The organism is Thermococcus sp., from assembly GCF_027023865.1.
GTDB lineage: Archaea > Methanobacteriota_B > Thermococci > Thermococcales > Thermococcaceae > Thermococcus.
Map to the genome: position 1 here is coordinate 16,853 of NZ_JALVUC010000010.1, position 19,307 is coordinate 36,159.

The 19,307-nt window shown below is 52.3% G+C and carries 24 protein-coding genes and 3 pseudogenes; 10 read left to right on the forward strand and 17 right to left on the reverse strand.

Annotation, left to right across the window (positions count from 1 at the left end; translation table 11 throughout):
• Nucleotides 1-292: 292 nt before the first annotated feature.
• A complete protein-coding gene (locus MV421_RS02525) occupies nucleotides 293-1,087 on the forward strand; it encodes a nitrilase (RefSeq protein WP_297420032.1) in 795 nt (264 codons plus the stop codon).
• Here the strand turns inward: MV421_RS02525 and MV421_RS02530 are convergent.
• The 7 genes from MV421_RS02530 to MV421_RS02560 form a co-directional block, all read right to left on the reverse strand.
• The gene (locus tag MV421_RS02530; RefSeq protein ID WP_297420035.1) at nucleotides 1,053-1,856 is read right to left on the reverse strand and encodes a class I SAM-dependent methyltransferase; all 804 of its coding nucleotides are present in this window, start codon (nucleotides 1,854-1,856) and stop codon (nucleotides 1,053-1,055) included. The genes MV421_RS02525 and MV421_RS02530 overlap by 35 nt on opposite strands.
• 227 nt (nucleotides 1,857-2,083) lie before the next feature.
• Nucleotides 2,084-2,335: a hypothetical protein gene (locus MV421_RS02535; protein ID WP_297503567.1), complete on the reverse strand. Its 252-nt coding sequence runs from the start codon at nucleotides 2,333-2,335 to the stop codon at nucleotides 2,084-2,086.
• A 3-nt stretch (nucleotides 2,336-2,338) separates the two neighbouring features.
• Nucleotides 2,339-2,878, reverse strand: a complete 540-nt coding sequence (locus tag MV421_RS02540; RefSeq protein ID WP_297503569.1) for a DUF1648 domain-containing protein — start codon at nucleotides 2,876-2,878, stop codon at nucleotides 2,339-2,341.
• 1 nt (nucleotide 2,879) lies between these two features.
• Nucleotides 2,880-3,239, reverse strand: a complete 360-nt coding sequence (locus MV421_RS02545; RefSeq protein ID WP_297503571.1) for a PadR family transcriptional regulator — start codon at nucleotides 3,237-3,239, stop codon at nucleotides 2,880-2,882.
• A gap of 43 nt (nucleotides 3,240-3,282) precedes the next feature.
• On the reverse strand, nucleotides 3,283-4,578 hold the full coding sequence (locus MV421_RS02550) for a DUF3887 domain-containing protein (protein ID WP_297418171.1): 1,296 nt from the start codon (nucleotides 4,576-4,578) through the stop codon (nucleotides 3,283-3,285).
• Between the two features lie 11 nt (nucleotides 4,579-4,589).
• The gene (locus MV421_RS02555) at nucleotides 4,590-4,928 is read right to left on the reverse strand and encodes a heavy metal-binding domain-containing protein (RefSeq protein WP_297418168.1); all 339 of its coding nucleotides are present in this window, start codon (nucleotides 4,926-4,928) and stop codon (nucleotides 4,590-4,592) included.
• Nucleotides 4,929-4,998: 70 nt separating this feature from the next.
• Nucleotides 4,999-5,598, reverse strand: coding sequence for a YiiX/YebB-like N1pC/P60 family cysteine hydrolase (locus MV421_RS02560; protein ID WP_297418165.1), 600 nt, complete (start codon nucleotides 5,596-5,598; stop codon nucleotides 4,999-5,001).
• Nucleotides 5,599-5,838: 240 nt separating this feature from the next.
• Here MV421_RS02560 and dph2 point away from each other — a divergent pair, with 240 nt between their 5' ends.
• Nucleotides 5,839-6,873, forward strand: a complete 1,035-nt coding sequence (gene dph2, locus MV421_RS02565) for a diphthamide biosynthesis enzyme Dph2 (RefSeq protein ID WP_297418162.1) — start codon at nucleotides 5,839-5,841, stop codon at nucleotides 6,871-6,873.
• Between the two features lie 101 nt (nucleotides 6,874-6,974).
• On the forward strand, nucleotides 6,975-8,753 hold the full coding sequence (locus MV421_RS02570; RefSeq protein ID WP_297503573.1) for a hypothetical protein: 1,779 nt from the start codon (nucleotides 6,975-6,977) through the stop codon (nucleotides 8,751-8,753).
• Nucleotides 8,754-8,771: 18 nt separating this feature from the next.
• Here MV421_RS02570 and MV421_RS02575 read toward each other — a convergent pair whose 3' ends face one another.
• Nucleotides 8,772-9,032 carry a hypothetical protein gene (locus MV421_RS02575; RefSeq protein WP_297418186.1) on the reverse strand — a complete coding sequence of 87 codons (261 nt, stop codon included), beginning with the start codon at nucleotides 9,030-9,032 and terminating at the stop codon, nucleotides 8,772-8,774.
• Between MV421_RS02575 and MV421_RS02580 the strand changes: the two are divergent.
• The 3 genes and pseudogenes from MV421_RS02580 to MV421_RS02590 form a co-directional block, all read left to right on the forward strand.
• Nucleotides 8,998-9,365: pseudogene (locus MV421_RS02580) on the forward strand (diphthamide synthesis protein); the annotation flags it as partial. The gene MV421_RS02575 and the pseudogene MV421_RS02580 overlap by 35 nt on opposite strands.
• The gene (locus MV421_RS02585) at nucleotides 9,343-9,723 is read left to right on the forward strand and encodes a hypothetical protein (protein ID WP_297418156.1); all 381 of its coding nucleotides are present in this window, start codon (nucleotides 9,343-9,345) and stop codon (nucleotides 9,721-9,723) included. The pseudogene MV421_RS02580 and the gene MV421_RS02585, both read left to right, overlap by 23 nt.
• Nucleotides 9,720-9,866: a hypothetical protein gene (locus MV421_RS02590; protein ID WP_297418154.1), complete on the forward strand. Its 147-nt coding sequence runs from the start codon at nucleotides 9,720-9,722 to the stop codon at nucleotides 9,864-9,866. Before MV421_RS02585 ends, MV421_RS02590 begins: the two co-directional genes overlap by 4 nt.
• A gap of 273 nt (nucleotides 9,867-10,139) precedes the next feature.
• Here MV421_RS02590 and MV421_RS02595 read toward each other — a convergent pair whose 3' ends face one another.
• From MV421_RS02595 to MV421_RS02610, 4 genes are read right to left on the reverse strand one after another with little or no spacing between them, the layout of a single operon-like run.
• Complete coding sequence (locus tag MV421_RS02595) at nucleotides 10,140-10,316, reverse strand: hypothetical protein (RefSeq protein ID WP_297418152.1); 177 nt, start codon at nucleotides 10,314-10,316, stop codon at nucleotides 10,140-10,142.
• 1 nt (nucleotide 10,317) lies between these two features.
• Nucleotides 10,318-10,620: a NitrOD5 domain-containing protein gene (locus MV421_RS02600; protein ID WP_297418150.1), complete on the reverse strand. Its 303-nt coding sequence runs from the start codon at nucleotides 10,618-10,620 to the stop codon at nucleotides 10,318-10,320.
• Nucleotides 10,613-11,629, reverse strand: a complete 1,017-nt coding sequence (locus MV421_RS02605; RefSeq protein ID WP_297503575.1) for an ATPase domain-containing protein — start codon at nucleotides 11,627-11,629, stop codon at nucleotides 10,613-10,615. Before MV421_RS02605 ends, MV421_RS02600 begins: the two co-directional genes overlap by 8 nt.
• A gap of 8 nt (nucleotides 11,630-11,637) precedes the next feature.
• Nucleotides 11,638-11,886, reverse strand: a complete 249-nt coding sequence (locus MV421_RS02610) for an ATPase domain-containing protein (protein ID WP_297418145.1) — start codon at nucleotides 11,884-11,886, stop codon at nucleotides 11,638-11,640.
• 137 nt (nucleotides 11,887-12,023) lie between these two features.
• On the opposite strand from MV421_RS02610, the gene MV421_RS02615 reads away from it, so the two are divergent.
• The 4 genes and pseudogenes from MV421_RS02615 to MV421_RS02630 all read left to right on the forward strand — a co-directional run.
• Complete coding sequence (locus MV421_RS02615) at nucleotides 12,024-12,635, forward strand: METTL5 family protein (RefSeq protein ID WP_297418183.1); 612 nt, start codon at nucleotides 12,024-12,026, stop codon at nucleotides 12,633-12,635.
• Between the two features lie 64 nt (nucleotides 12,636-12,699).
• Complete coding sequence (locus tag MV421_RS02620) at nucleotides 12,700-13,593, forward strand: hypothetical protein (RefSeq protein ID WP_297517788.1); 894 nt, start codon at nucleotides 12,700-12,702, stop codon at nucleotides 13,591-13,593.
• Nucleotides 13,594-13,694: 101 nt separating this feature from the next.
• Nucleotides 13,695-14,663 (forward strand): annotated as a pseudogene (locus MV421_RS02625) (Fmu (Sun) domain-containing protein); the annotation flags it as partial.
• 413 nt (nucleotides 14,664-15,076) lie between these two features.
• A pseudogene (locus tag MV421_RS02630) lies at nucleotides 15,077-15,436 on the forward strand (Fmu (Sun) domain-containing protein); the annotation flags it as partial.
• Here MV421_RS02630 and MV421_RS02635 read toward each other — a convergent pair.
• From MV421_RS02635 to MV421_RS02655, 5 genes are all read right to left on the reverse strand, one after another.
• Nucleotides 15,433-16,560: a mechanosensitive ion channel family protein gene (locus MV421_RS02635; protein ID WP_297418138.1), complete on the reverse strand. Its 1,128-nt coding sequence runs from the start codon at nucleotides 16,558-16,560 to the stop codon at nucleotides 15,433-15,435. The pseudogene MV421_RS02630 and the gene MV421_RS02635 sit on opposite strands and share 4 nt — an antisense overlap.
• A 3-nt stretch (nucleotides 16,561-16,563) precedes the next feature.
• Nucleotides 16,564-17,205: a DUF432 domain-containing protein gene (locus MV421_RS02640; RefSeq protein WP_297418135.1), complete on the reverse strand. Its 642-nt coding sequence runs from the start codon at nucleotides 17,203-17,205 to the stop codon at nucleotides 16,564-16,566.
• A 148-nt stretch (nucleotides 17,206-17,353) separates the two neighbouring features.
• The gene (locus tag MV421_RS02645) at nucleotides 17,354-18,013 is read right to left on the reverse strand and encodes a DUF434 domain-containing protein (RefSeq protein WP_297418133.1); all 660 of its coding nucleotides are present in this window, start codon (nucleotides 18,011-18,013) and stop codon (nucleotides 17,354-17,356) included.
• Between the two features lie 21 nt (nucleotides 18,014-18,034).
• A complete protein-coding gene (locus MV421_RS02650; protein ID WP_297418131.1) occupies nucleotides 18,035-18,811 on the reverse strand; it encodes an HD domain-containing protein in 777 nt (258 codons plus the stop codon).
• A 51-nt stretch (nucleotides 18,812-18,862) separates the two neighbouring features.
• Nucleotides 18,863-19,285 carry a PIN domain-containing protein gene (locus MV421_RS02655; RefSeq protein ID WP_297418128.1) on the reverse strand — a complete coding sequence of 141 codons (423 nt, stop codon included), beginning with the start codon at nucleotides 19,283-19,285 and terminating at the stop codon, nucleotides 18,863-18,865.
• Nucleotides 19,286-19,307: the final 22 nt, after the last annotated feature.

Below are 19,307 nucleotides of genomic sequence, written 5' to 3' on the forward strand. Positions count from 1 at the left end.
TGAATCCCTTCTTCCAGCCCAGGGAGTTCCATTGAAGTTTCTCCACCAAAAGAACGGCATTTAAAGGCTGATTTGTTCATCTTATTTTCACGTTTTTGTTAGTTCTCTGTTTGATAATTCTAGATTGATTGTGGCTTTAGATACTTATTGCGTTTCTCTATAAATCGCAATATCGATAAATAAACTACAAAGTTGTCAATTGGTGCGTATGGCTTTTATAATTCGCGTCTTTAATACTACAACTGTCCCGCTAACCTTATCTGTCCTTAGGCCAAATTTCTCCGGTGGTACCATGAAGGTTGCCTATGTCCAGATGAGGCCGGTTTTTCTCGAGCCTGAGGTCAACTACTCGAAGGCTGGGGAGCTGATTCGAGTGGCGGCGGACAAAGGTGCAAAGCTCATCGTCCTTCCCGAGCTTTTTGACACGGGCTACAACTTCAGGAGCAGGGAGGAAGTTAATAGCGTCGCCGGGGAAATCCCTGACGGGCCAACAACACAGTTCCTCATGGAGCTTTCGAGAGAACTTGGGGTTTTCATAGTCGCTGGAACCGCTGAGAGAGACGAGCGGGGCAGGCTTTACAACTCCGCAGTTGTTACTGGACCGATAGGAAGTGGCTACATCGGCAAATACCGCAAGGTCCACCTATTCTATAGGGAGAAGCTCTTCTTCGAGCCTGGCGACCTTGGCTTCCGCGTTTTCAATATAGGCATCGCGAAGATCGGCGTCATGATATGCTTTGACTGGTTCTTCCCGGAAAGCGCGAGAACACTGGCACTGAAGGGGGCCGACATAATAGCCCACCCCAGCAATCTCGTTATGCCCTACGCTCCGCGGGCGATGCCGATTAGGGCCTTGGAGAATCGTGTTTACACGGTGACCGCTAACAGGGTCGGTGAAGAGTTCGGACTGAGGTTCATAGGTAGGAGCACGATAGCCTCTCCAAAGGCGGAAGTCCTAGCGATGGGCAGTGAAGATGGGGAGGAGGTCGGGGTGGTTGAGGTTGACCTCTCCCTCGCGAGGGACAAGAGGATTAACGAGATGAACGACATCCTTAAAGACCGCCGGCCGGAGCACTACTCGCTTTGAGCTTCGCCACCTTTTTATCCGGTTTTTTGAAGATTAAGACATTTCCAACTGCCTCAATTCCGTGTTCCTCGCGCCTTATGAGCCCGTGCTCCCTGAAGAAGATGCTTCCTATGGCTAGTTGCGTCGCTATGTCCCAGTAGTGGAAGTCAACGTCGCTTATCTTCCTGAAGCCCGGGATGATATAGTAACCCCGTTTGAAGGTGCCCTTCACGAAGTCGTAGCCCTCGTGCATCGAGGCGATGGTGTAGTTCTCCCTGTGTCCTTCGACCAGGAACTCCCTGTAACCTGCCCTGTAGAGTATTCCGTAGACCCTGTCCATGTCCTCTATCATGAAGACTCCGTCGTCGCTGAGGACAAGCGCGATGTTGGCGAACAGCCTCACCGCGTCGAATGGGTCGAAGTGCGGCATCGTGTAGCCCCAGAGAATCGCTGTATCGTGCTCCCCGACGAGGCTCGCGGTTTCCCTTGCGTCTCCCTGAACCGTTCTGAGTTCTGGGTTTATACCGGCAGTTTTAAGCCAGTCGTGGGCCAATTCTAGGTCTTCCTTTCTGGCATCGAGCACGGTGAGGAGCCTTGCATCGGTCGCCTTTGCAAGGGCGGTCCCCGCTATCCCCGTGCCGGCGCAGAGGTCGAGAACCCTTCCATTCCGCGGAAGCTGTTCCCGGATTGATTTAAAGAACTCCACTATCCTGTTGAACCTATCCCTCGCCCTTTCATCTTCTGGATTCATCCTCCAGTTTATGTAGCGGTAGAGCTCCTCCAGGGACATGACACCACCACAGGGAGAAGTGAGTCGAGTAATTTAAGGCTATCGGAAGGCTTCATGGTGGCGAGAGGGAGTGCGGCGATAAGACCGCCCGCGTTTACGTCTTCTACCTCTCGGATGGGGGATTCTTCAATGGTGATTTTCCGGACTACGCCCTGGAGCACGCGGCCCGCATCGCTCTGATAGAAAAGAAGGAGGGTGGTGAGCTGGTCAGGGTTCTCGAGGGATGACTACCTCCCGACGCTCGCCAGCCTGTATATCGCGAGGAAGACGAAGGCCAAGAATATCCACACCGAGTAGTTTACCCACTCCACCGATACGCTCTCCAGGTTGTAGAGGACCACAATAAAGGACATCGCAATGAGTCCAAGGTTAATCATCGTGTTGAACTCCGCCCAGGCCTTCCAGCCACTTGGCGAGAAGTGCCGCATCCTCGCGAAGAAGCCTGGGTCCCTTCCGGTTATCGTAAGGCCGAAGAACATGGTTCACACCATCAGGGGTATTCCCACGGCTCCCCATGCTTTTGACATGAAGCCGTTCGGGTTTCCCGATGCATCGAAGTGAACAGTCATTGGCTCCGGAAGGGCGCTCCAGTTAAGTGCGACGAGGAGCAGGTAGGCTCCGAGGGCGACCAGTTGCAGGAGCAGGTATGGTCTTATGTTCACCTCTATCTTCTTCCCAGGGGGCTTCTCCGGGGCCTCCCTTGAGAGTTCCTCAAGTTCGTACGTCCTCTTGGCGACGGCCACGGATACGCCCACGCCGGCAAGGACCCCGACGATTAGGGCGAGTAGGAAGGCCTGTATGGAGACCCCCGTGAGGGCCATGATAACCAGGACGAGGGAAAACCCCACGAAGAACAGTCCCCCTGCGGTGTTCGCCTTCCTCCAGGCTTCCTCCGACATGTAGGTGTACCCAATCCTGACTCCTATGAAGGAGTTCTGTCTGTTCCTGAAGGCCAATGTCAGAATGCCAGCGACTAAGAGGGTCAGGCCTATGAAAAGGTCAAAGGCGGTTTGAAACTCCATCCTACCACCTTCCGTTAACCTTCTCAATGACCAGCACGGTCTCCTTGATTTCATCCCTAAGCTCTTCCAAAACCTCCCTTCCAAGCTCTGTCAGGCGGTAATACTTCCTCGGTCGTCCTCCTGCTTCAGCCCACTCATCCTCGACCAGGCTAAGCCTCTTCAGTCCCTTCAGAATGTCGTACAGGGCACCTTCACTCGGAACTAGCTTCCCATTGCTCAGCTCGTTGAGTTTCTTCCTTATAGCGTAGCCGTGAAGCTCGCCTTCCTTCTCTAGAATAGACAGGACCAAGTAGGAATATAAACCCGAGCGGAGCTCTTTTCTGAGCTTCTTGAGTGCCTTTTCCTTCGGGTTTCCGAGCAAGTTGTTCCCTCCCTCGTAGGTGGGAGGGAAATAATAAAAAGCTTCACCACTTAACAGTTTCTTTCTCCCGTTCCGCCTTCACCCCTGGCAGGAGCTTTATGAGGTAGAGCCCAACAGCGAGCATCACCGCGTAGCTCACTCCGAGGATGATGTAGCTCGGGCTGTAGTGCCAGTAGGCCGCGAGGGAATCCACGAACCAGTGGATTAAAATCAAAGCCGTCAGGGCCTCCCTGCCCTTGCCTTGCCCGTATGCCCTTGAGAAAATCACGGTCGTGGATGCGTGAAAGAGGAGCGCCAAGAACCTTTCGAGTGCGCTTAGTAACACTACTGAGCCACCACTTACCATGCTTATCAGTGATACGTAGATGGCCTCCCCAAAACCGAAGCCGGCCCCTATGTAAAGGGCTTTTCTCTGGCTTTTGCCCCGTGAGGCGTAATACTTAGCGACCTCCTGAAGGAGCCCGGCTATAAAGCCCGTCCAGAGGACGAGGAAAGTGATGTTTGAAACGCCAAGGAAGGTGGGGATCGATTGAATCAGTGGTTGGATGAGGAGCACGATGAAGAGGAGGACCATGCCGAAGATGACCTCCGCGATGCCAAGCCTCCTCACGTAGGCCCAGATAATCAGAAAAGCCAGTAGGGCGCCCAAAATAGGATAGAGGGCACTGGCAGTGGCTTTAAAGGGCACGCCCTTGAGGTGGAATCCATCCACCTTTCCGTCCCTTACGGTGACGGTAACGGTGTAGGTTCCCTTTGAAGCGGTGACGCGGTAGTAATACGTAATGTAGGGCCCTTCCTCCTCGCGTTTCACGAATTCATATGACTGTATCTCGCCGTGAGCCCTTATCAGGCTCTTGCGTATTGCCTCGAAGGAACCCTCGGTGAGGGCTTTTTTCATAATGGGTGAGAGATACGGCTCAACAATCGAGTAGTTGCCAGTTTTAAGGGCCCCAATCATAGCATCCTGCGGTGTGAGGGCTTTCTCCTGCCTTTTGGAGACCCCCACTATCCAGAGCCCCGCTATCTTTCCACCTTGGATGACGAGCTTGAAGCTCACGGAAGCCCTTTCAAAATCGACCCTAACGTACTCGTATCCCCCTTCTGCGCCGGTGTAGCTCGCGTTGACGAGCCCCCCGTACTTCTCAACGAGCGAACTCCTCAGCTCCACGAACTTGGATTCTGGAAATGCCGACTGCATCTGGGGGCTTAGATACGGCTCGAGGTAGGAGTACTTCCCTGACCCCATGGCTTTTATGAACGCCCCAGCAGCTCCACTCTGGGCAGTGACTAGGGGAATGAACAGGAGAAGAAAAACTATGGGGAGAACCCAGGCCCTCATCTGCCTCCCCTCTACTCGGGCTCTACCATAACGGCCGTTCCAAAGGCGTAAACCTCGGCCATCCTCTGCCCAACGTTGGAAGTCATGAAGCGCATCCCGACGACGGCGTTGGCACCCATCTTCTCCGCGTTCTCTATCATCCTCTGGAGTGCTATCTCTCTCGCCTCGGCCATCATCTCGGTGTACTCTTTGACCTCACCGCCAACGAGGTTTCGGAAGCCGGCTATTATGTCCCTGCCTAGGTGCGTTGCCATCACAACCCCTCCCCTGGCTAACCCCTTAACTTCAACAATGCGGTAGCCAGGAATGCCCTCTGTCGTCACTACAATCATACCCATCACCCGATACATCGAACTTCGAGGTATATTGGGTGGAGGACTATAAAAGCGTTTCGAAAGGGAAGATGAAGAAGAAAAGGAATCAGACTGAGTTGTAATATATGACGTAGGTGTTGGAGTCGTCGTATATCTCCTGAGGGGCAACACCGTCGAGGTATTTCCAGCTCCAGCCGGGGTTGGCGTCGATATCAGGTCCGCCTGCCGCCATGTAGGCCGCCCACACGAGCTCGGAGCAGTAGTAGCTGTCGCCGTAAACATGCTTTGTCCACCACTTCCAGTCGTAGGGCTTGCCAAGCTGCTGGAGGGCGAATTCAACCGCTGCCTGCCTTACGTAGTTGGTTGTTTTAACCCTGAGAACCGCGACGGTGTCGTACCTCTTGAGGAAGTCGGAGAGGTAGACCAGCCTGACCTCGCTCGGGTTGTCCCAAGCTTCAACAACCACCCAATCATTGGCATTGTAGTCATAGTAGGCTATTATCCCTGTGTGGGTCCAATAACCGGGTATTACGAGGTCGCTGACAGGGTTGTGCCCCATGACAATGTCGCCCGGGATAAGCCCGTGCGGGTACGGATGGTGGTAGTTCGAGCCTCCCAGACTCCCCGAAGCCGCGACCGGGTGCATCATGGTCACGAGAACCAGAAGTCCAACTATAACCCCTGCTGTCGCAAGTTTGCTCCTCATTTGAAGGCACCTCCGGATTTTGGATTTTAAGTGACCCTTCATGTCTAATAAATGTTGTGTATGCTATTTTCTGGGCTCTAGTACACCCTGATGTCCCTTTAAATTTTGAATATCCCATAATCAAACAGGTTGTTCAATGTACTAATTGAGATTCCTTCATGTTTATGGTTTGATATTGTACTTGACACTGGCCGCCGATGGCCATTTAAACCGTTCCTTAAAATGTAATTGGGTGGTGGAATGCACGATGTCCCAATGGGTGAGATACTAAAAAAGCTCCGTGAGCTTAACGCTGAGAGGGTGCTCATCCAGACTCCCGAGGGGTTGAAGTCGGAGGCACAGGTACTCGCGGACTTCCTTGAGGAGAACGGGATATATGCGATAATAAGTGGGGACGTGAACTACGGTGCCTGCGATCCTGCCGATACCGAAGCGAAGAGGCTCGGTTGCGACGCGCTGATCCATCTCGGCCATAGCTACATGGCGCTCCACCTTGAGATTCCAACGATATTCGTCCCTGCCTTCGCGAAGGTCGACGTCGTTCCTGCCATTGAGCAGAACATCGATGAAATCAAAAAGCTCGGGAGGAGGATTGCCCTCGTCACAACGACCCAGCACATCCACCAGCTTGAGAGGGCAAGAGCTTTCTTGGAGGGGAACGGTTTTGAAGTTCTCATCGGAAAAGGTGACTCCCGCGTCAGCTGGCCGGGGCAGGTTCTGGGATGCAACTTTAGTACCGCCAAGGTGGACGCGGATGGTGTTCTCTTCATCGGTGCCGGCTACTTTCACCCTACAGGCGTTGCTATGACAGTTAAGAAACCTACCTTGGCAGTCAATCCCTACTCGGGCGATGCGGTATGGATGGACAGAGAGGCCGAGAGGCTTATCAGGAAGCGCTGGGCGCAGATAGCGAAGGCGATAGACGCTCAGAGGTTTGGCGTAATCACGAGCACCAAGAAGGGTCAGCTCAGGCTCTCTGAGGCGAAGCGCATGGTGAAGCTCCTCCGCGAGCACGGGAAGTACGCCAAGCTCATCGCTATGAACCACGTAAATTATTTTGCTTTAGAAGGTTTCGACTTTGACGCTTACGTTGTGGTCGCCTGTCCCCGTGTCCCGGTAGATGACTACGAGAGCTGGAGGAAGCCGGTGCTTACTCCGAGGGAGGTGGAGATACTGCTCGGCCTGCACAATGAGTATGAGTTCGACGAAATAGTCGGTGTTGAGCGGGGGACGGATGAACCACTGGGGTTATCATTAAAGGGACCTGTGACTTAATTGATGAATATTTGGATTTTTTATCTAATCTCTGAATATTTCCCATGGGACTTTTCCTAATAATGGGAACATATATAAGTTCCTACTTCAAACACGCTGTGATGACAACCGGAGAAAATATTGGCGGGCTTTTAGGGGAATATCTTTCCTCATGGGAGATAGATAAGGTTATTGAGTTGGCGCTGAGAGATGATGCCGCCCTGAGGGGACTCTTTAAGCTTCTCCACAGTCGTGATGACGAGATGAAACTTCGGGCATTGATGGCCATTGAAGGGGTTTTAGAGGCTTTACCTGAAGTTAAACGGCTCTTTCTTGTTCGTGAATTTCTTGATGACCTGATAAATGCTGCTAAAAGCGACAATGACGCGGTCTCAATCCGTGCACTCAAGGCCATCGCTCTCCTCATCAACGGCATTCCCCTAGACCCCGGAACGTTTGTGGATTTGGGTCATGTTCTTAAAGACCTCGTGAAGTCTCGGAGAGAGGATGAGGTTCTCTTAGAGATTCCCCAAGTACTCAAAAATATGCGCGTCCTCTCCCCAAGCCCGCAGGTTCATGATGTCGTGGCTAGACTGCTCAGGTCTAAGAATCTACGGTTAAAGGCGATGGGTCTGCGCCTTCTCCTCAACGTGAGTGTGTATACCGGGGATCCATCCCTTCTTAAGGACATCTTCTCTGCTATCGGGGATATGCTGAGCGGAGAGCATGTCTCGCTGGCGGACTTTGCACTTGGTATCCTCCTTGAAATAGCTGAACATCCTCTTATTGAGGAAATACTAGATGACGTTGCGAGAACCTTGACCCTCGTGAAAAACCTGGCCCTGGGGAAGAACCCGGAGCTGGGGGAGAAGGCCCGCTTGGTGGCAGAGAAACTTGAGGACGCGATTTGCCGGTACTATAATGGAAGGCCTGAAAAGGCAAAGGAGAAGATAAACGAACTCCTGATAGAGGAGCGCTTCCATGAGGCAATCGACCTTGCACTGGCTGTCGGTGACACCTACATCCTGAAGTGGCTCGCGGAAGTCCTTAAGGAGATGGGAAAGGAAACCCTTAAGATAAACGAGCGCGTTCTCCCCGGGCTGAGGTACCCGTCTCTGCCCCCAGAGAAAAAGGCCCAGAGGTATCTGAAGCTGCCCTCCCTATCGCAGTTCAAAACATCGAGAAAGAGCGCCCTTGAGGTGGCGCTCAAAGAACCCCCCTTAGGTGGGGGTAAACTCACAAAGGTGGAGAGGGCTGAGCTGGAGCGTGCCCTTGAGTCAGGGAAAGAGGAGAAACTCTTTGAATTATCGAAGGAAAGACCTGAAGTGGTGTTTGAACTGACCCACAAATTGGAGGTGGGTGATAAGTTTGAGAGGATGGATGCCCTTTGGGCGCTCTCAAAGCTCGCAGAGAAACTTGATGAGGAGAGAACGTTTATCCTAAAGCCTGCTGTGGGACCCTTGATAAGGATTACAAAATCCTCCAACCGCTGGGCGACACTGAGGGCCACTAAAACGCTCGCAAAGCTGGCCTCCAAGGCTCCCTACGGGAACGAGATAGTTGGACACTTCCTTGAGGAATACATCTCCAATGAAGGCGATGGTGTCCTGCCATCCCTTGTGTTCTTCAGCTACTACTTTAGTGAGAGATGGGATGAAAAGACCGCCAGGGCGGTGCTCGCGAAACTCGGTGATTACCTTAGGAGTGAGACTCTCTTCGACACCCTCCTCGTTCTCGATGCGCTTGTATCTTCGATCCCTCCTGAGAAGTTGCACCTCCTCAGACCCTTCGTTGAGAGACTGAAGGAGGTCAAAAAAATTGCCTCATCGGACGAGCAGAAGCTCGCCTTGAGAGTTCTTGAAGGAATAGCAGAGAGGTCCAAGGCCCTGGTCACTTCTTAGACAGGAGTTTTATTGCCCTTATGACGTCTGCACAGGTCTTGATTTTAATACCGGGGCTTTCTCATCGGATACTCCCTGGAGCATTATGGCGAGAATCTCGTACCGAGCCTTGAGGACTTCGAGTATCTTCTCTGCAATAGCCCCCACCCACGTAGTTTTTATGGCCTTTAGGAGGCCTTCCTCGCTCTCCTCTTTGACTCTCAGGTGGAGCTCCTCACCAAGATCTGAAGGAACATTAAAACCACGGGCGATGGGTGTGGAGCGCTTTGGCGTAATCACGAGCACCGAGAAGGGTCAGCTTCGATTGGCCGAGGCGGGGAGGATCGTGGGACTTCTTTGCGAGGGCGGATGTACGTCAAACTTATAACCATAAACCACGTAAATTATTTTGCTTTAGAAGGTTTCGACTTTGACGCTTACGTTGTGGTCGCCTGTCCCCGTGTCCCGGTAGATGACTACGAGAGCTGGAGGAAGCCGGTGCTTACTCCGAGGGAGGTGGAGATACTGCTCGGCCTGCACAATGAGTATGAGTTCGACGAAATACTTGATGTTGATCGAAAGGTTGATGAGCCCTTAAAGGTGTCCGTTCATGGCGTTAAGGATTCTCTTTGAGATTCTGGAGTTCATTTTCCTCACCCTTTCCGCTTACTGGGGCCTTAAAGAGGCCGCGGAAACCCTTACTTACGTCCGTCTGCGCGGACTGCTTTTGCTACTGCCGCCCCTACTCGTGGTGACCTTTAAATACGGTGGTTTCTTGGCTTCGTTCGTCCTCGTGATGCTCTTCTTCCTCCTTGAGAGAACTGGAATTGTGTTATCTCTGATGGCTTCGATCTTCGCATTCACTCTGTTTTTAATAGGTGCAATGGCGAGCACGATAGCCCTTGGAGTGCTGGGAACCGCGCTCCATGTTTCCGGATACGAAATGCAGGGCACCCTTCAGGAGCTGCTTCACAGGGCAGTGATGAGGTGAGGCGTAAGCACCTCGTGATGATCCTTCCCGGACTGAAGGACTTCCAGGAGTCTAAGCCGGAGCTGGGAGTGCCCTACAATTGGAGGTGGGTGATAAGTTTGAGAGGATGGATGCCCTTTGAGCGCTCTCAAAGCTCATCTTGAAGGCCCCTCATGGTGGCGGTATCCTGTTATCCCTAGAGTTCTTCGGTGGACGGGATGAGAAGGCTACCGGGGTGGTGCTTGCAAAGCCTCAGGTTACTGGAAGGCTGAAAGGGGTCAAAAAACTACCTCATCGGACGAGCAGAATCTAGTTCTGGGATCCTTGAGGGGATAACTAGGAAATCCAAGGCCATGGTCACTTCTTAGCGAGAAGTTCTATCGCCTTTATCGCGTCCTCCCCGGTCCTTATCCTGATGCCGAGACCCCTCTCGTCGGCTATCTTCTGGAGCATTGCCTTCGTCGGGAACTCGCCACATATTTTACGAGGATTTCGTAGATCCCTTCGGGGTCAGTCTCCTCTGAGATGTCCTCCATCGCCCCCTCAAGGCTCTGGAGCGTTATGCTGAGGAAGTCATACTTCACTTTGAGGACTTCGAGTATCCTCTCGGCCATATTACCCACCCACATAGCTTTTCAGGGTATCTAAAAGGCCCTCCTCACTCTCCTCCTCAACGCTCAAGTGAAGCTCCCTAACCAGGGTCTGAAGGAACATTAAAGCCGCGAACTCCCCGAAAAGGTTCTTGACTGCATTGTAGAAGAGCTCTGGGTCATCATCGGCCAGTTCTATGCCCTCCCTGTACTTGGCTTTCAGGTATGCCTCCACTGTGACAAGGAAGTGAGAGCCAAACTTGCTGAGAAGCTCCTTGGCGGTCGCCACCACCATCCCCCTGTTTATCTCGGAGGGAAGTTCACTCAATCTCTATCCCTCCGCTTCCTATTGTGAAGCGCCTCAGCGTGGGGTCGTTCTCCGAGTGCCGGGCCTTCAATACCAGTACCCTCCTTTCAAGGCTTTCCCCGGCATTTTTGGGCATGTGATATGAGAGGAACACAAGGTTATCGACGAGGGTGCTGAAGCCGGTGGTGGCTACTTTCTCCCCGTCCTCACTTGTATACGTAAGAAGAACCGTTAGGGCGCGCTCCTTGGCCAATAACTGGAGGTAGCGGACGGCTTTGATGAACTCCCCCTTGCTCATGTGGGCCTGCATTGCGGACAGGGAGTCTATTATGAGCAGTTCGACGTTTTCCCTCTCCACGAGGGACTTCATCATGACGTAGTACTCAACGGGTGTCTTCGCCTCCGGAACAAGGGATAGTATCCTGAACTCCCCATCGAGGCCAAGTCTCTCTTTGGTGTCCCTGAGTCCGGCAACGGTCTCCTCGAAGGCTATGTAGAGAACCTTCCTGTCGGCCTTTGAAATGTTTGAGGCTATGTTGAGGGCCAGTATTGTTTTCCCCGAGCCGGCCGGGCCGGCGACGAGAGTTATGCTCCCCTCGTAGAGATCCCCTTCAAGGAGGTCGTCGAAGCTAGGCACATTTGTCCTGATGCGCTCCCTTATCTTCTCCTCCACGAATTCTAGACTCGGTGTCGTGAAGACCTCTATCCCCTTTTCGGTGATCACGTACTTGTAGGAGTAACGCTCAAGGGGCCTGTTGCGCATCTTGGGTATCCTCATGTAGCGCCTGATTATCTCGCCGTACTTTTCCATCTCAAGGACTATAACCCCGTCCGCAACGAACTCCTCTATACCAAACCCTATGCCCTCCCCATCATAGGGTATCTCGTCGATCAGGAAGACGAGCATGTTGAGGGCGTTCACAAGTCTGCCTATTATCGAGTGCAGGAAGGCCCTGAGGTGTACCTCCCCAAAAACCTGGCCGAAGACCGTTATGGAGTCGAAAACGACTATGTCCGGTTTCCACTCCACGAGATCCTTCACGAGTAGTCCACAAAGTCCTCAAACTCTTCCTTCGGCAGGGTGAGCATGTCGTAGAACCTGAAGAGGTTTCTTTCCTCCATCTCCCTAAGGTCTATCCCCTGGTTCAGAGCACCCTCGTAGAACTGCCCCTTGGTCTCAGCGAAGGAGACGTAGGCTCCCTTCAGGTCTCTCTTCATGCTGTTGTAGAGGACGTGAAGCATGAGTTGGGTCTTACCGGCCCCGGGGTTCCCCGCTATTAAGACCATTGAACCCCTGTTGAAACCCCCCGCTCAAAGCCCTGTCGAGGCTCCCTATGCCGGTTGGTATGACTTCCATGTATTCCCCCCAGTAAGGTTTAATGCACAAAAGGTATAAATAGCTTTCCGAAATTCGAACCATTATGATGAAAAAGAAGCACCTCGCGATGATCCTTTCAAAGTTACGAGGCTTTGACAGCCCCCGACCGGAGCTTGAACAGTACAGAACCCCGGGAAACGTTGCGGCGGAACTCTTATGGTTGGCCCGCTCCCTTGGTGACCTTGAGGGAAAGGTCATTGCTGATCTCGGCGCTGGAACCGGCGTTCTCTCAATAGGAGCCTGTCTTATTGGAGCAAAAAAGGTTTACGCGGTTGAGATCGATGGTAAAGCCCTCGAAACTGCGAGGGAAAACGCCCTCTCTCTCGGCATTGACTGCATCGAGTTTATAAACGCCGACGTTGTGGAGTTCTCAGGGAAAGCTGACACGATCATCATGAACCCTCCATTTGGAAGCCAGAAACCCCACGCTGACAGGCCGTTTCTTCTGAAGGCATTTGAGCTGGGTGACGTGGTTTACTCCATCCACATCGCAAAGCAGGAGGTGAGGGCCTTCATTGATTCCTTCGTCTGCGACTCTGGATTTTCAATAACCCACCGGGTAACGATTTCCTTCGAGATTCCGGCCCAGTTTTCCTTTCATAAAAAACCCCTTGAACGGATTACCACCGACATTTACAGATTCCAGAGGATTGTCTGAGCGAACCGAAAGGAATATAACCCAACACCCCTTAATCCTCCGTTAGTGAAATAAGGTGATCATAATGGACGGGGACGCTGGGAACAACCTCCTTGAGCTGGTCACCTCTTGGCGGTTCAGGGAAGTGGTTCGGCTGGCCCTCGACGATGAGGGCGCGCTGGTTGAGATCGTCCGCCTTCTTCGCTTCGATGATTGTTCTGTTGTAGTGGGTGCCCTATCCGCCCTTGGGGAGGCCCTCCCTTATCTGAGCGAAGGAGGTAAGTTCAGGGTACTCCGTGAGGGTTTCGATGACCTTATTAGACTTCTCAATTCAGACGTTCCAGTGGCCCGGAGGGCCATATCCATCCTCAAACATCTCCTCTCCAGTGTTCCCCTCTCACGGAACCACCTTGTGAGTCTCGTGGAGATTCTCTCTGAGGTCGCTGGGGGTGAGAACGGGCCTATCCTCCTTCATGACCTGTTTGAGCTTGCTTCAAAGCCCCGTCCGATATTCTTTGACGAGCTTGTTGAGCCGGTCAGGCGGATGGTAACATCAGATAATCCCAACGTTGCACTCCTTGGTGCAAGGCTGGCCGTCACAATGGGAATACCCGTGTTCATCGGTTGGAGGAACGTTCTAAATGCCCTCGCCAGGGCCTTGAGAGGGAAGAATGCGGTGGCCGTAGAACTTGCACTTGAAGTTGTTTCAGACCTTGGTTCCCTCCTCCTCGAGGCTCCGATTCTCTACGTGATTAAAAGCCTCTATCCCCCCTTAAAACGCTCTCTGGTAGTGGGGCCGATGCCGTCATTCGTGGTAGGGCAGTGGAGGTCTTTGAGAGGTTCCGCAAGGCTGTTTTTAATTACTACAGAACAAGGCCGCTGGAAGCAGGGAATGATGCGGAAGAGCTCCTCAAAGAGGGTTTTACTGAGGAGGCCTTACTCGTGGCATCAGCCAGTGGGTACTCCGTTAACCTTCTAATGAGAAAGGTTGAAGGTCTCGTCCCAACGCCCAACTTCAAAACGCCATTTACCCCAGGTTAGTCTTTTAAGTACCGCCAGTTACCCTCTCAGGTGGCGGCCGTGGGAAAGCTCAAGTTATCCGATAGGCATCTCTACGCCCTTGTCGAAGCGATAAAGCTCGGCGAGGAAGTCAAGCCCAGCCAACAGGCCAAGAGGCGGGCCTTTGTCGGATACAAAATTGAAGGTTGGGAGAACTCCAAGCTGACTGGCATCTTCTACTCCATACAGCGGAGACTCGGCCTTATCGACGAGATCATCGGGGAGCTGGTGGGGGTTTCTCCGCTCATCCTCGACCCTTGGCTGAGAGCGGCTTTGAGGGTTGCCGTTGAGGTTGCCATCTTCCGCGCCCCGAACGGGAAGATCATCCAACACCTAAGGGGACTCGCTCAATTTTTATCTAAGAGAACGCACCCCTACGTTGGTTATTACTACTACGACCTTCTCCCAGAGATTCTGAGCTACGTCCCGGCCATAGACTCTGGAGAGAAGAGGCTGAAGTGGGACTGCCTCTTTCCCGAGTGGCTCATAAGGAGAATGCGTTTCCTCATTGGTGATGAGGTGAGAGAACTTCTAACGACCCTCAACGAAACTCCTCCAACGAGCATAAGGGTGAACCAGCTGAAAGTTACTCCCAGTGAGGTGGGGGACTATCTGAGGAGAAAGAACGTCCGCTTTGAGAGGAGCGAGCGGGTTGAGACCGTCATCAGAATCCTCGACCCATTCAACCCTGAATGGCTGTTTAACAAAGGGTACGCTGTAGCTCAGGAAGAAGCCCCTGCTGTTGCATCCCTCATCCTGTCCCCAAAACCCGGTGAGACTGTCGTCGACCTCGCCGCCGCTCCCGGAGGAAAGACAGCTCATATGGCGGAGCTGATGGGGAATGAGGGTAAAATATACGCCTTTGACGTAGATAATGCTCGGATAAAGCGGATGAATGGGATGCTCAGACGCACTGGTGTGAGTATAGCCGAGACCATGAGGATCGACGGGAGGAAGGCCCCGGAAATCCTCGGAGAGGGAATAGCTGACAGACTGACCTCCTCCTCGTCGTGAATGGCGAGGGTTCTGACAAATTAACCCCCCGCCAAACGCGGGAAGGTTTACGGGCACTCATCCACCTACTCCCGTTGCCGGTTTCGGTTCAGCCCGAAGGCCCGGTCTCGTGCCCATTACCCCTACCGCAGAGCGGTTTGGGGTTATCGTTCCAAAGACCACTCGTGAGTTTCAAACTGCTCAACGGCAGTCTTTCGAAGATGCTTAACAGCGTCAAACCACTCCAAGGGTGGAGTGGTAACTGAAACCCCCCACCTCATCGGATTGTTTTTAAGTGGCCTCCCCGAGGCCTTATTAAGTTGCAAAAACTTAAAAGGGTTTCGACCGTTGGAAAGCTGGATTGCTGGTTACCGCATCCCCGTCTTAAAGGACGAGGCTTTTGAGAGAAAAAGGTAATGCTCGACGCGCCGTGCACGAGCGATGGCACCATAGCAAAAAACCCCGAGCTGAGATGGCGCCTCCGCGAGAAGAACATCCCTAAGGTCGTTGCACTCCAGAAAGAGCTCCTTGAGAGCGCTTGGAAGCTTCTGAAGCCCAGGGGAAGGTTGCTCTACTCCACCTGTTCGATGTTACCTGAGGAGAACGAGGAGGTAGTGAGGTGGTTCCTCAAAGGGCATGGCGATGCAAGACTCATTCCCCTGCGCAGGCCCTACAGTGAGGGTTTTCTGGAGGGAACTATGCGAGCTTGGCCTCATATGCACGGAACTATCGGATTCTTCTATGCACTGATTGAGAAGAAGGGGGATTAAGCCTCACCCTTCTCCTCGGGCTTTCCTTCTACCTTCACCCTCAGCTCATTGGCAAACCAGTTAACCCTCTGCGGGAACGGTATCTCTATGCCCTCTCTGTCTAGGGCTGCTTTTATCTTCTGGAGGAGCTGGTACTTGGAACGGAGTATGTTCTGGCCCGTCCAAAGGGCACTGGGTACCCACGCCCATATCACCAGGTTTACGGAGCTGTTCCCAAGATCCTCGACGTAGACCCTCGGTTCGGGTTTCGCCAGAACGTAGGGCTCTTCATTGAGGACCTTCAGGATGGTCTCGATGGCCTTGTCGGCGTCTGCACTGTACGCTATCCCCACCGTTATCGTTGTCCTCCTCGCAGGATACCTCTGGAGGTTGATGATTTCACTGTTGAAGAGCTTCTCGTTTGGAATCCTGACGAGAGTTCCATCCCACTGTCTTATTCTCGTTGAGAGTATACGCATGTCCTCGACGATTCCCTCGAGGATGTTCCCGGAAGAGTCCCTCAACCTCACCGCGTCTCCTATTTGGAGGGGTTTGTCAAAATACATAAAAACTCCCGAGACGAAGTTCGAAACGACGGTTTGAGCCGAGAAACCTAGGACGATACCGGTTATACCCGCGGCTGCTAAGAGAGTGCCAAGCTCACCGCTTATCCCAGCTATGCTCAGGGCCAGGAAGAAGGCCACCGTAACGACGGTGTAGTAAAACAGCTTTGCCTTTACCTGGGTCTCTGGGAGCTTGCTTTTGGGGGCCCTGACGAGCATGTAATCCTTGGACTTCTTCGCTAGGAGGTAGGAGAAGTAGAAGACGAGTATCGCCGTAAGGAGGTTGCTAAGTGGAATACCCCAAAGCTTGTAGGAGAGTATTCCGATCTCCTCGAGAGAGTAGATGAGGGCGATGAACAAGATGAGGTTGTAGAGAGCAGATGCGGTCTCCTCGTTGATTATCCACACGTAGGTTGTGTTCCTTGTGGCCTTAAGAACCTGGATTTTGATCAATTTGGCGATAACGAAGCCAGCTACTAGTATCAGGCCGGCTTTTATGAGGGATAATAGGGTAATTCCAAAGGGGGCCGTTCCAAGGGTTCCTGAGAAAACGGTCGTGTTGAGAACGTTGCTCCCACTCACCCTTCACCACCTCATTAAGAAGTTCGGTAGGGGCAGTGGTTTTTTGCTCGGTGTCAGCCCCTCCCTCGGCGGCTCTCCCGTGTTGTTCACCTCAGGGACGTCTGATTTAAACTCGACCTTTACGAGTGGATAATATGCTCTATAATATGAGTAAAACATCACGGTGCCTGCGATGTACACAACGACGTGGTCCATTTCCATCCACTTGTTTGTTTTGTTAGTGATCATAATCCTGATGAGTCCCGGTGATTCCGGTTCCGATGCATATACCCCAGATCTCCAGTATCTTGCTATAGCACCTATTTCTGGGGTTCCATATAGTGCGTACTTTTCACAGGATATCTGGAATCTGTCTACAACTGTGTCTCCTAGGAGAACTTCCGCTTCGATTGGAGCGGTTAGATAAAAGTAAAGGGTTTCCCTTGGGGGTATCATTATCCTCTCTTCAAAGTCTATCAGGAGGAGTTTTACTCCGTAGCCTTCTGCCGGAGCTGGAACAATGCGGAATCCTCCGCGGCTTTTTTTTAATATTACCCTTACATTATCACGCCTATATTTAATCAGCTCTTCCGTCTCCTCCAGCATATGTATTTTAGTATCCCCTACTTTGACGAACTGAGTCCTAAGTTGATATTCTCCAAACATGTTTGGAAAATTGAAAAAGAGGATTTAAAGTTTAGCTCGATGTTTGCTGACATATCTATGAGTGACCCACACCTTCCACAGTCTGACCTTCTTCCTGCCCTGAAGGGCGAGGCTTTCAAAAGAAAAAGGTAACCATCCCCGCTCCCGCTCAATGTGGTGACCTCAATTTACTGAGTATCTCACAAAACGATAATGGAGTTCCCTCAAGGGTTTTTCCAACGTGTTTAGCTAGGTCGAAGGCTCCACTTACCTTGGCGATCACAGCTGTATCTGCCGTTGCAACGTTTTCAAACCCCCTAAGCTCGTGGTCTGGGCTTCTCACGAGGTAAACCTCACCGGGCACTCCTACCTTTTTGAGGGCTTTTCGCGTCATGGCCGCTACCAGCCCACTCTTTGGATTGCCCTTTCCGTAGAAAAAAACTGCTCTACCAACATTTAACCTCATTAAAGCCTCTGCCGTTTTTAAAATAAGCTTCTCGGTCTTCTCATTGATCCTATACTTCCCTTGATATTTGAGATCCCTGACAAGGCCATCCTCACAGAGCATTGCCCTCCCCTCCATGAGTGACTCGAGTGTTATGAGAACGTTAAATCCATCGATGGCTAAGATTCTCCCCCGAAGATCACTTGACTTCAAGAGTTTTCTCTCCACCTCTTTGATCCAGCCGTCTGAGAAAACGCATCTCGCCAGCAGGTGCCTCTCCCTTAGGGTCAGGCGGTAGTGGTTGGCCACGAAATCTAGGGCGTAGGTTTTTCGGTAGCCTCTGTTGAGGAGGTACTTGAAATCGCGGTACGCTTCGCTCAGCATGAATAAAGAAAAGGTGAAGACTTAAATAACCTTCTCCACGATCTCGTTCTCCATCCCGGTGTGTATCTTGAGTTTCACCTTTTCCCGCAGGAGAGAGCTTTTGACCTTCTTCGTCAGTATTTCGTCCACTTGGAAGATTCCGGCCGGGTGTTTCATCCATATCTCGATGAGTATCGGGTGCTCTTCATTGCCCTCCCTTATCTCGACCCGCTCGATGGCCAGCGCCGAAACCGCGTGTATATCGACCTTGTCCTTCTTGTAGGCCAACCTGCTCCTCCCCGCTTCCATGTCGCAGCCGTCCGCTATTGTCACGAGGGAGCCCTCTATGGTCGTGCACTGAACCTTCTCATCGTGGGTGTATATCGCGTTGAGCGTGAGGGCCTTGAGGAGGAGCGGGTCCCTCTCCTCGAACTTGCCTACGAGCTCTCCTATTACCGGCTCCGCGAGAAAGACACTGAACTCGTAGTGTATGTCCCTGTGTATCATGTTGCCTATGTCGTGGAAGAGCGCGCTGAAAGCCACTATGAACTTGCTCCAACGGTGCGGCTTCCCGAGCTTTTCCGCCGTTGTCTTTATTCCTGCTTTCCTGATTATCCTGAGGAGTTCGAGCGCGCGCCTCGTCGTCAGGAGAACGTGAACAGGACCGTGGTCGTTGAAGCCGTAGACGTTCAGGACAACGTAGTTGGTTGTGTCAAAGTAGTAGTGGTACTCTCTGAAGGCCCTCTCATACATCCCGAAAAGCTCTTCATCGCCCATAAGTTCCCTTATCTCAGACAGCAGTTCCTCTTCACTGTACATTCTTCCACCTGAGAGAAATGGTGGGGGTGGTGTTTTAAGGGTTTTGAGAATCTATCCAAGCATCCCCTCAATCTCAAGGATCTTCTTCGAGCGGAGGTAAACAACGGGGATGCCCCTCTCGCGGAGTCTCTTCTTCAAGCCCTTGTCATTGGTGCATACTATAACCCTCTCGTTCTTGGAGGCGAAGTCGAGGATCTGATCGTCTATCGGTTTTGCTCCAAACTGGCCCACCTCAACTGTTTCAAACCGCTCAACCAGCTTCTTCGCCATCCGGATTGCTAAAAGGTCCTTCCCGCGGGACTTCCGCTCTATGATATCAAGCTCTTGGAGTACGACGTCCGGGACTGCGATTTTGAAGCGAACGTCAAGTACCCTTTTGAGCTCAGAAAAGACGTCGACGCCGAACTGGCCTGGAACGAGGAGGAAGTTCGTGTCCGGAATGACCATCCACTCCCTCCTCTCTGTTATGGACATCGGGATCACCGAAGGAAAGGGG

Coding starts and splice junctions, on each gene's coding strand:
- MV421_RS02535 (WP_297503567.1), bottom strand. CDS start 2,335: ATGTTCTTCGGCCTTACGATAACCGGAAGGGACCCAGGCTTCTTCGCG.
- MV421_RS02650 (WP_297418131.1), bottom strand. CDS start 18,811: ATGTACAGTGAAGAGGAACTGCTGTCTGAGATAAGGGAACTTATGGGC.
- MV421_RS02655 (WP_297418128.1), bottom strand. CDS start 19,285: ATGTCCATAACAGAGAGGAGGGAGTGGATGGTCATTCCGGACACGAAC.
- MV421_RS02570 (WP_297503573.1), top strand. CDS start 6,975: ATGACAACCGGAGAAAATATTGGCGGGCTTTTAGGGGAATATCTTTCC.
- dph2 (WP_297418162.1), top strand. CDS start 5,839: ATGCACGATGTCCCAATGGGTGAGATACTAAAAAAGCTCCGTGAGCTT.
- MV421_RS02585 (WP_297418156.1), top strand. CDS start 9,343: ATGGCGTTAAGGATTCTCTTTGAGATTCTGGAGTTCATTTTCCTCACC.
- MV421_RS02620 (WP_297517788.1), top strand. CDS start 12,700: ATGGACGGGGACGCTGGGAACAACCTCCTTGAGCTGGTCACCTCTTGG.
- MV421_RS02540 (WP_297503569.1), bottom strand. CDS start 2,878: ATGGAGTTTCAAACCGCCTTTGACCTTTTCATAGGCCTGACCCTCTTA.
- MV421_RS02640 (WP_297418135.1), bottom strand. CDS start 17,205: ATGTTTGGAGAATATCAACTTAGGACTCAGTTCGTCAAAGTAGGGGAT.
- MV421_RS02615 (WP_297418183.1), top strand. CDS start 12,024: ATGAAAAAGAAGCACCTCGCGATGATCCTTTCAAAGTTACGAGGCTTT.
- MV421_RS02595 (WP_297418152.1), bottom strand. CDS start 10,316: ATGGCCGAGAGGATACTCGAAGTCCTCAAAGTGAAGTATGACTTCCTC.
- MV421_RS02525 (WP_297420032.1), top strand. CDS start 293: ATGAAGGTTGCCTATGTCCAGATGAGGCCGGTTTTTCTCGAGCCTGAG.
- MV421_RS02645 (WP_297418133.1), bottom strand. CDS start 18,013: ATGCTGAGCGAAGCGTACCGCGATTTCAAGTACCTCCTCAACAGAGGC.
- MV421_RS02555 (WP_297418168.1), bottom strand. CDS start 4,928: ATGTATCGGGTGATGGGTATGATTGTAGTGACGACAGAGGGCATTCCT.
- MV421_RS02610 (WP_297418145.1), bottom strand. CDS start 11,886: ATGGTCTTAATAGCGGGGAACCCCGGGGCCGGTAAGACCCAACTCATG.
- MV421_RS02530 (WP_297420035.1), bottom strand. CDS start 1,856: ATGTCCCTGGAGGAGCTCTACCGCTACATAAACTGGAGGATGAATCCA.
- MV421_RS02550 (WP_297418171.1), bottom strand. CDS start 4,578: ATGAGGGCCTGGGTTCTCCCCATAGTTTTTCTTCTCCTGTTCATTCCC.
- MV421_RS02560 (WP_297418165.1), bottom strand. CDS start 5,598: ATGAGGAGCAAACTTGCGACAGCAGGGGTTATAGTTGGACTTCTGGTT.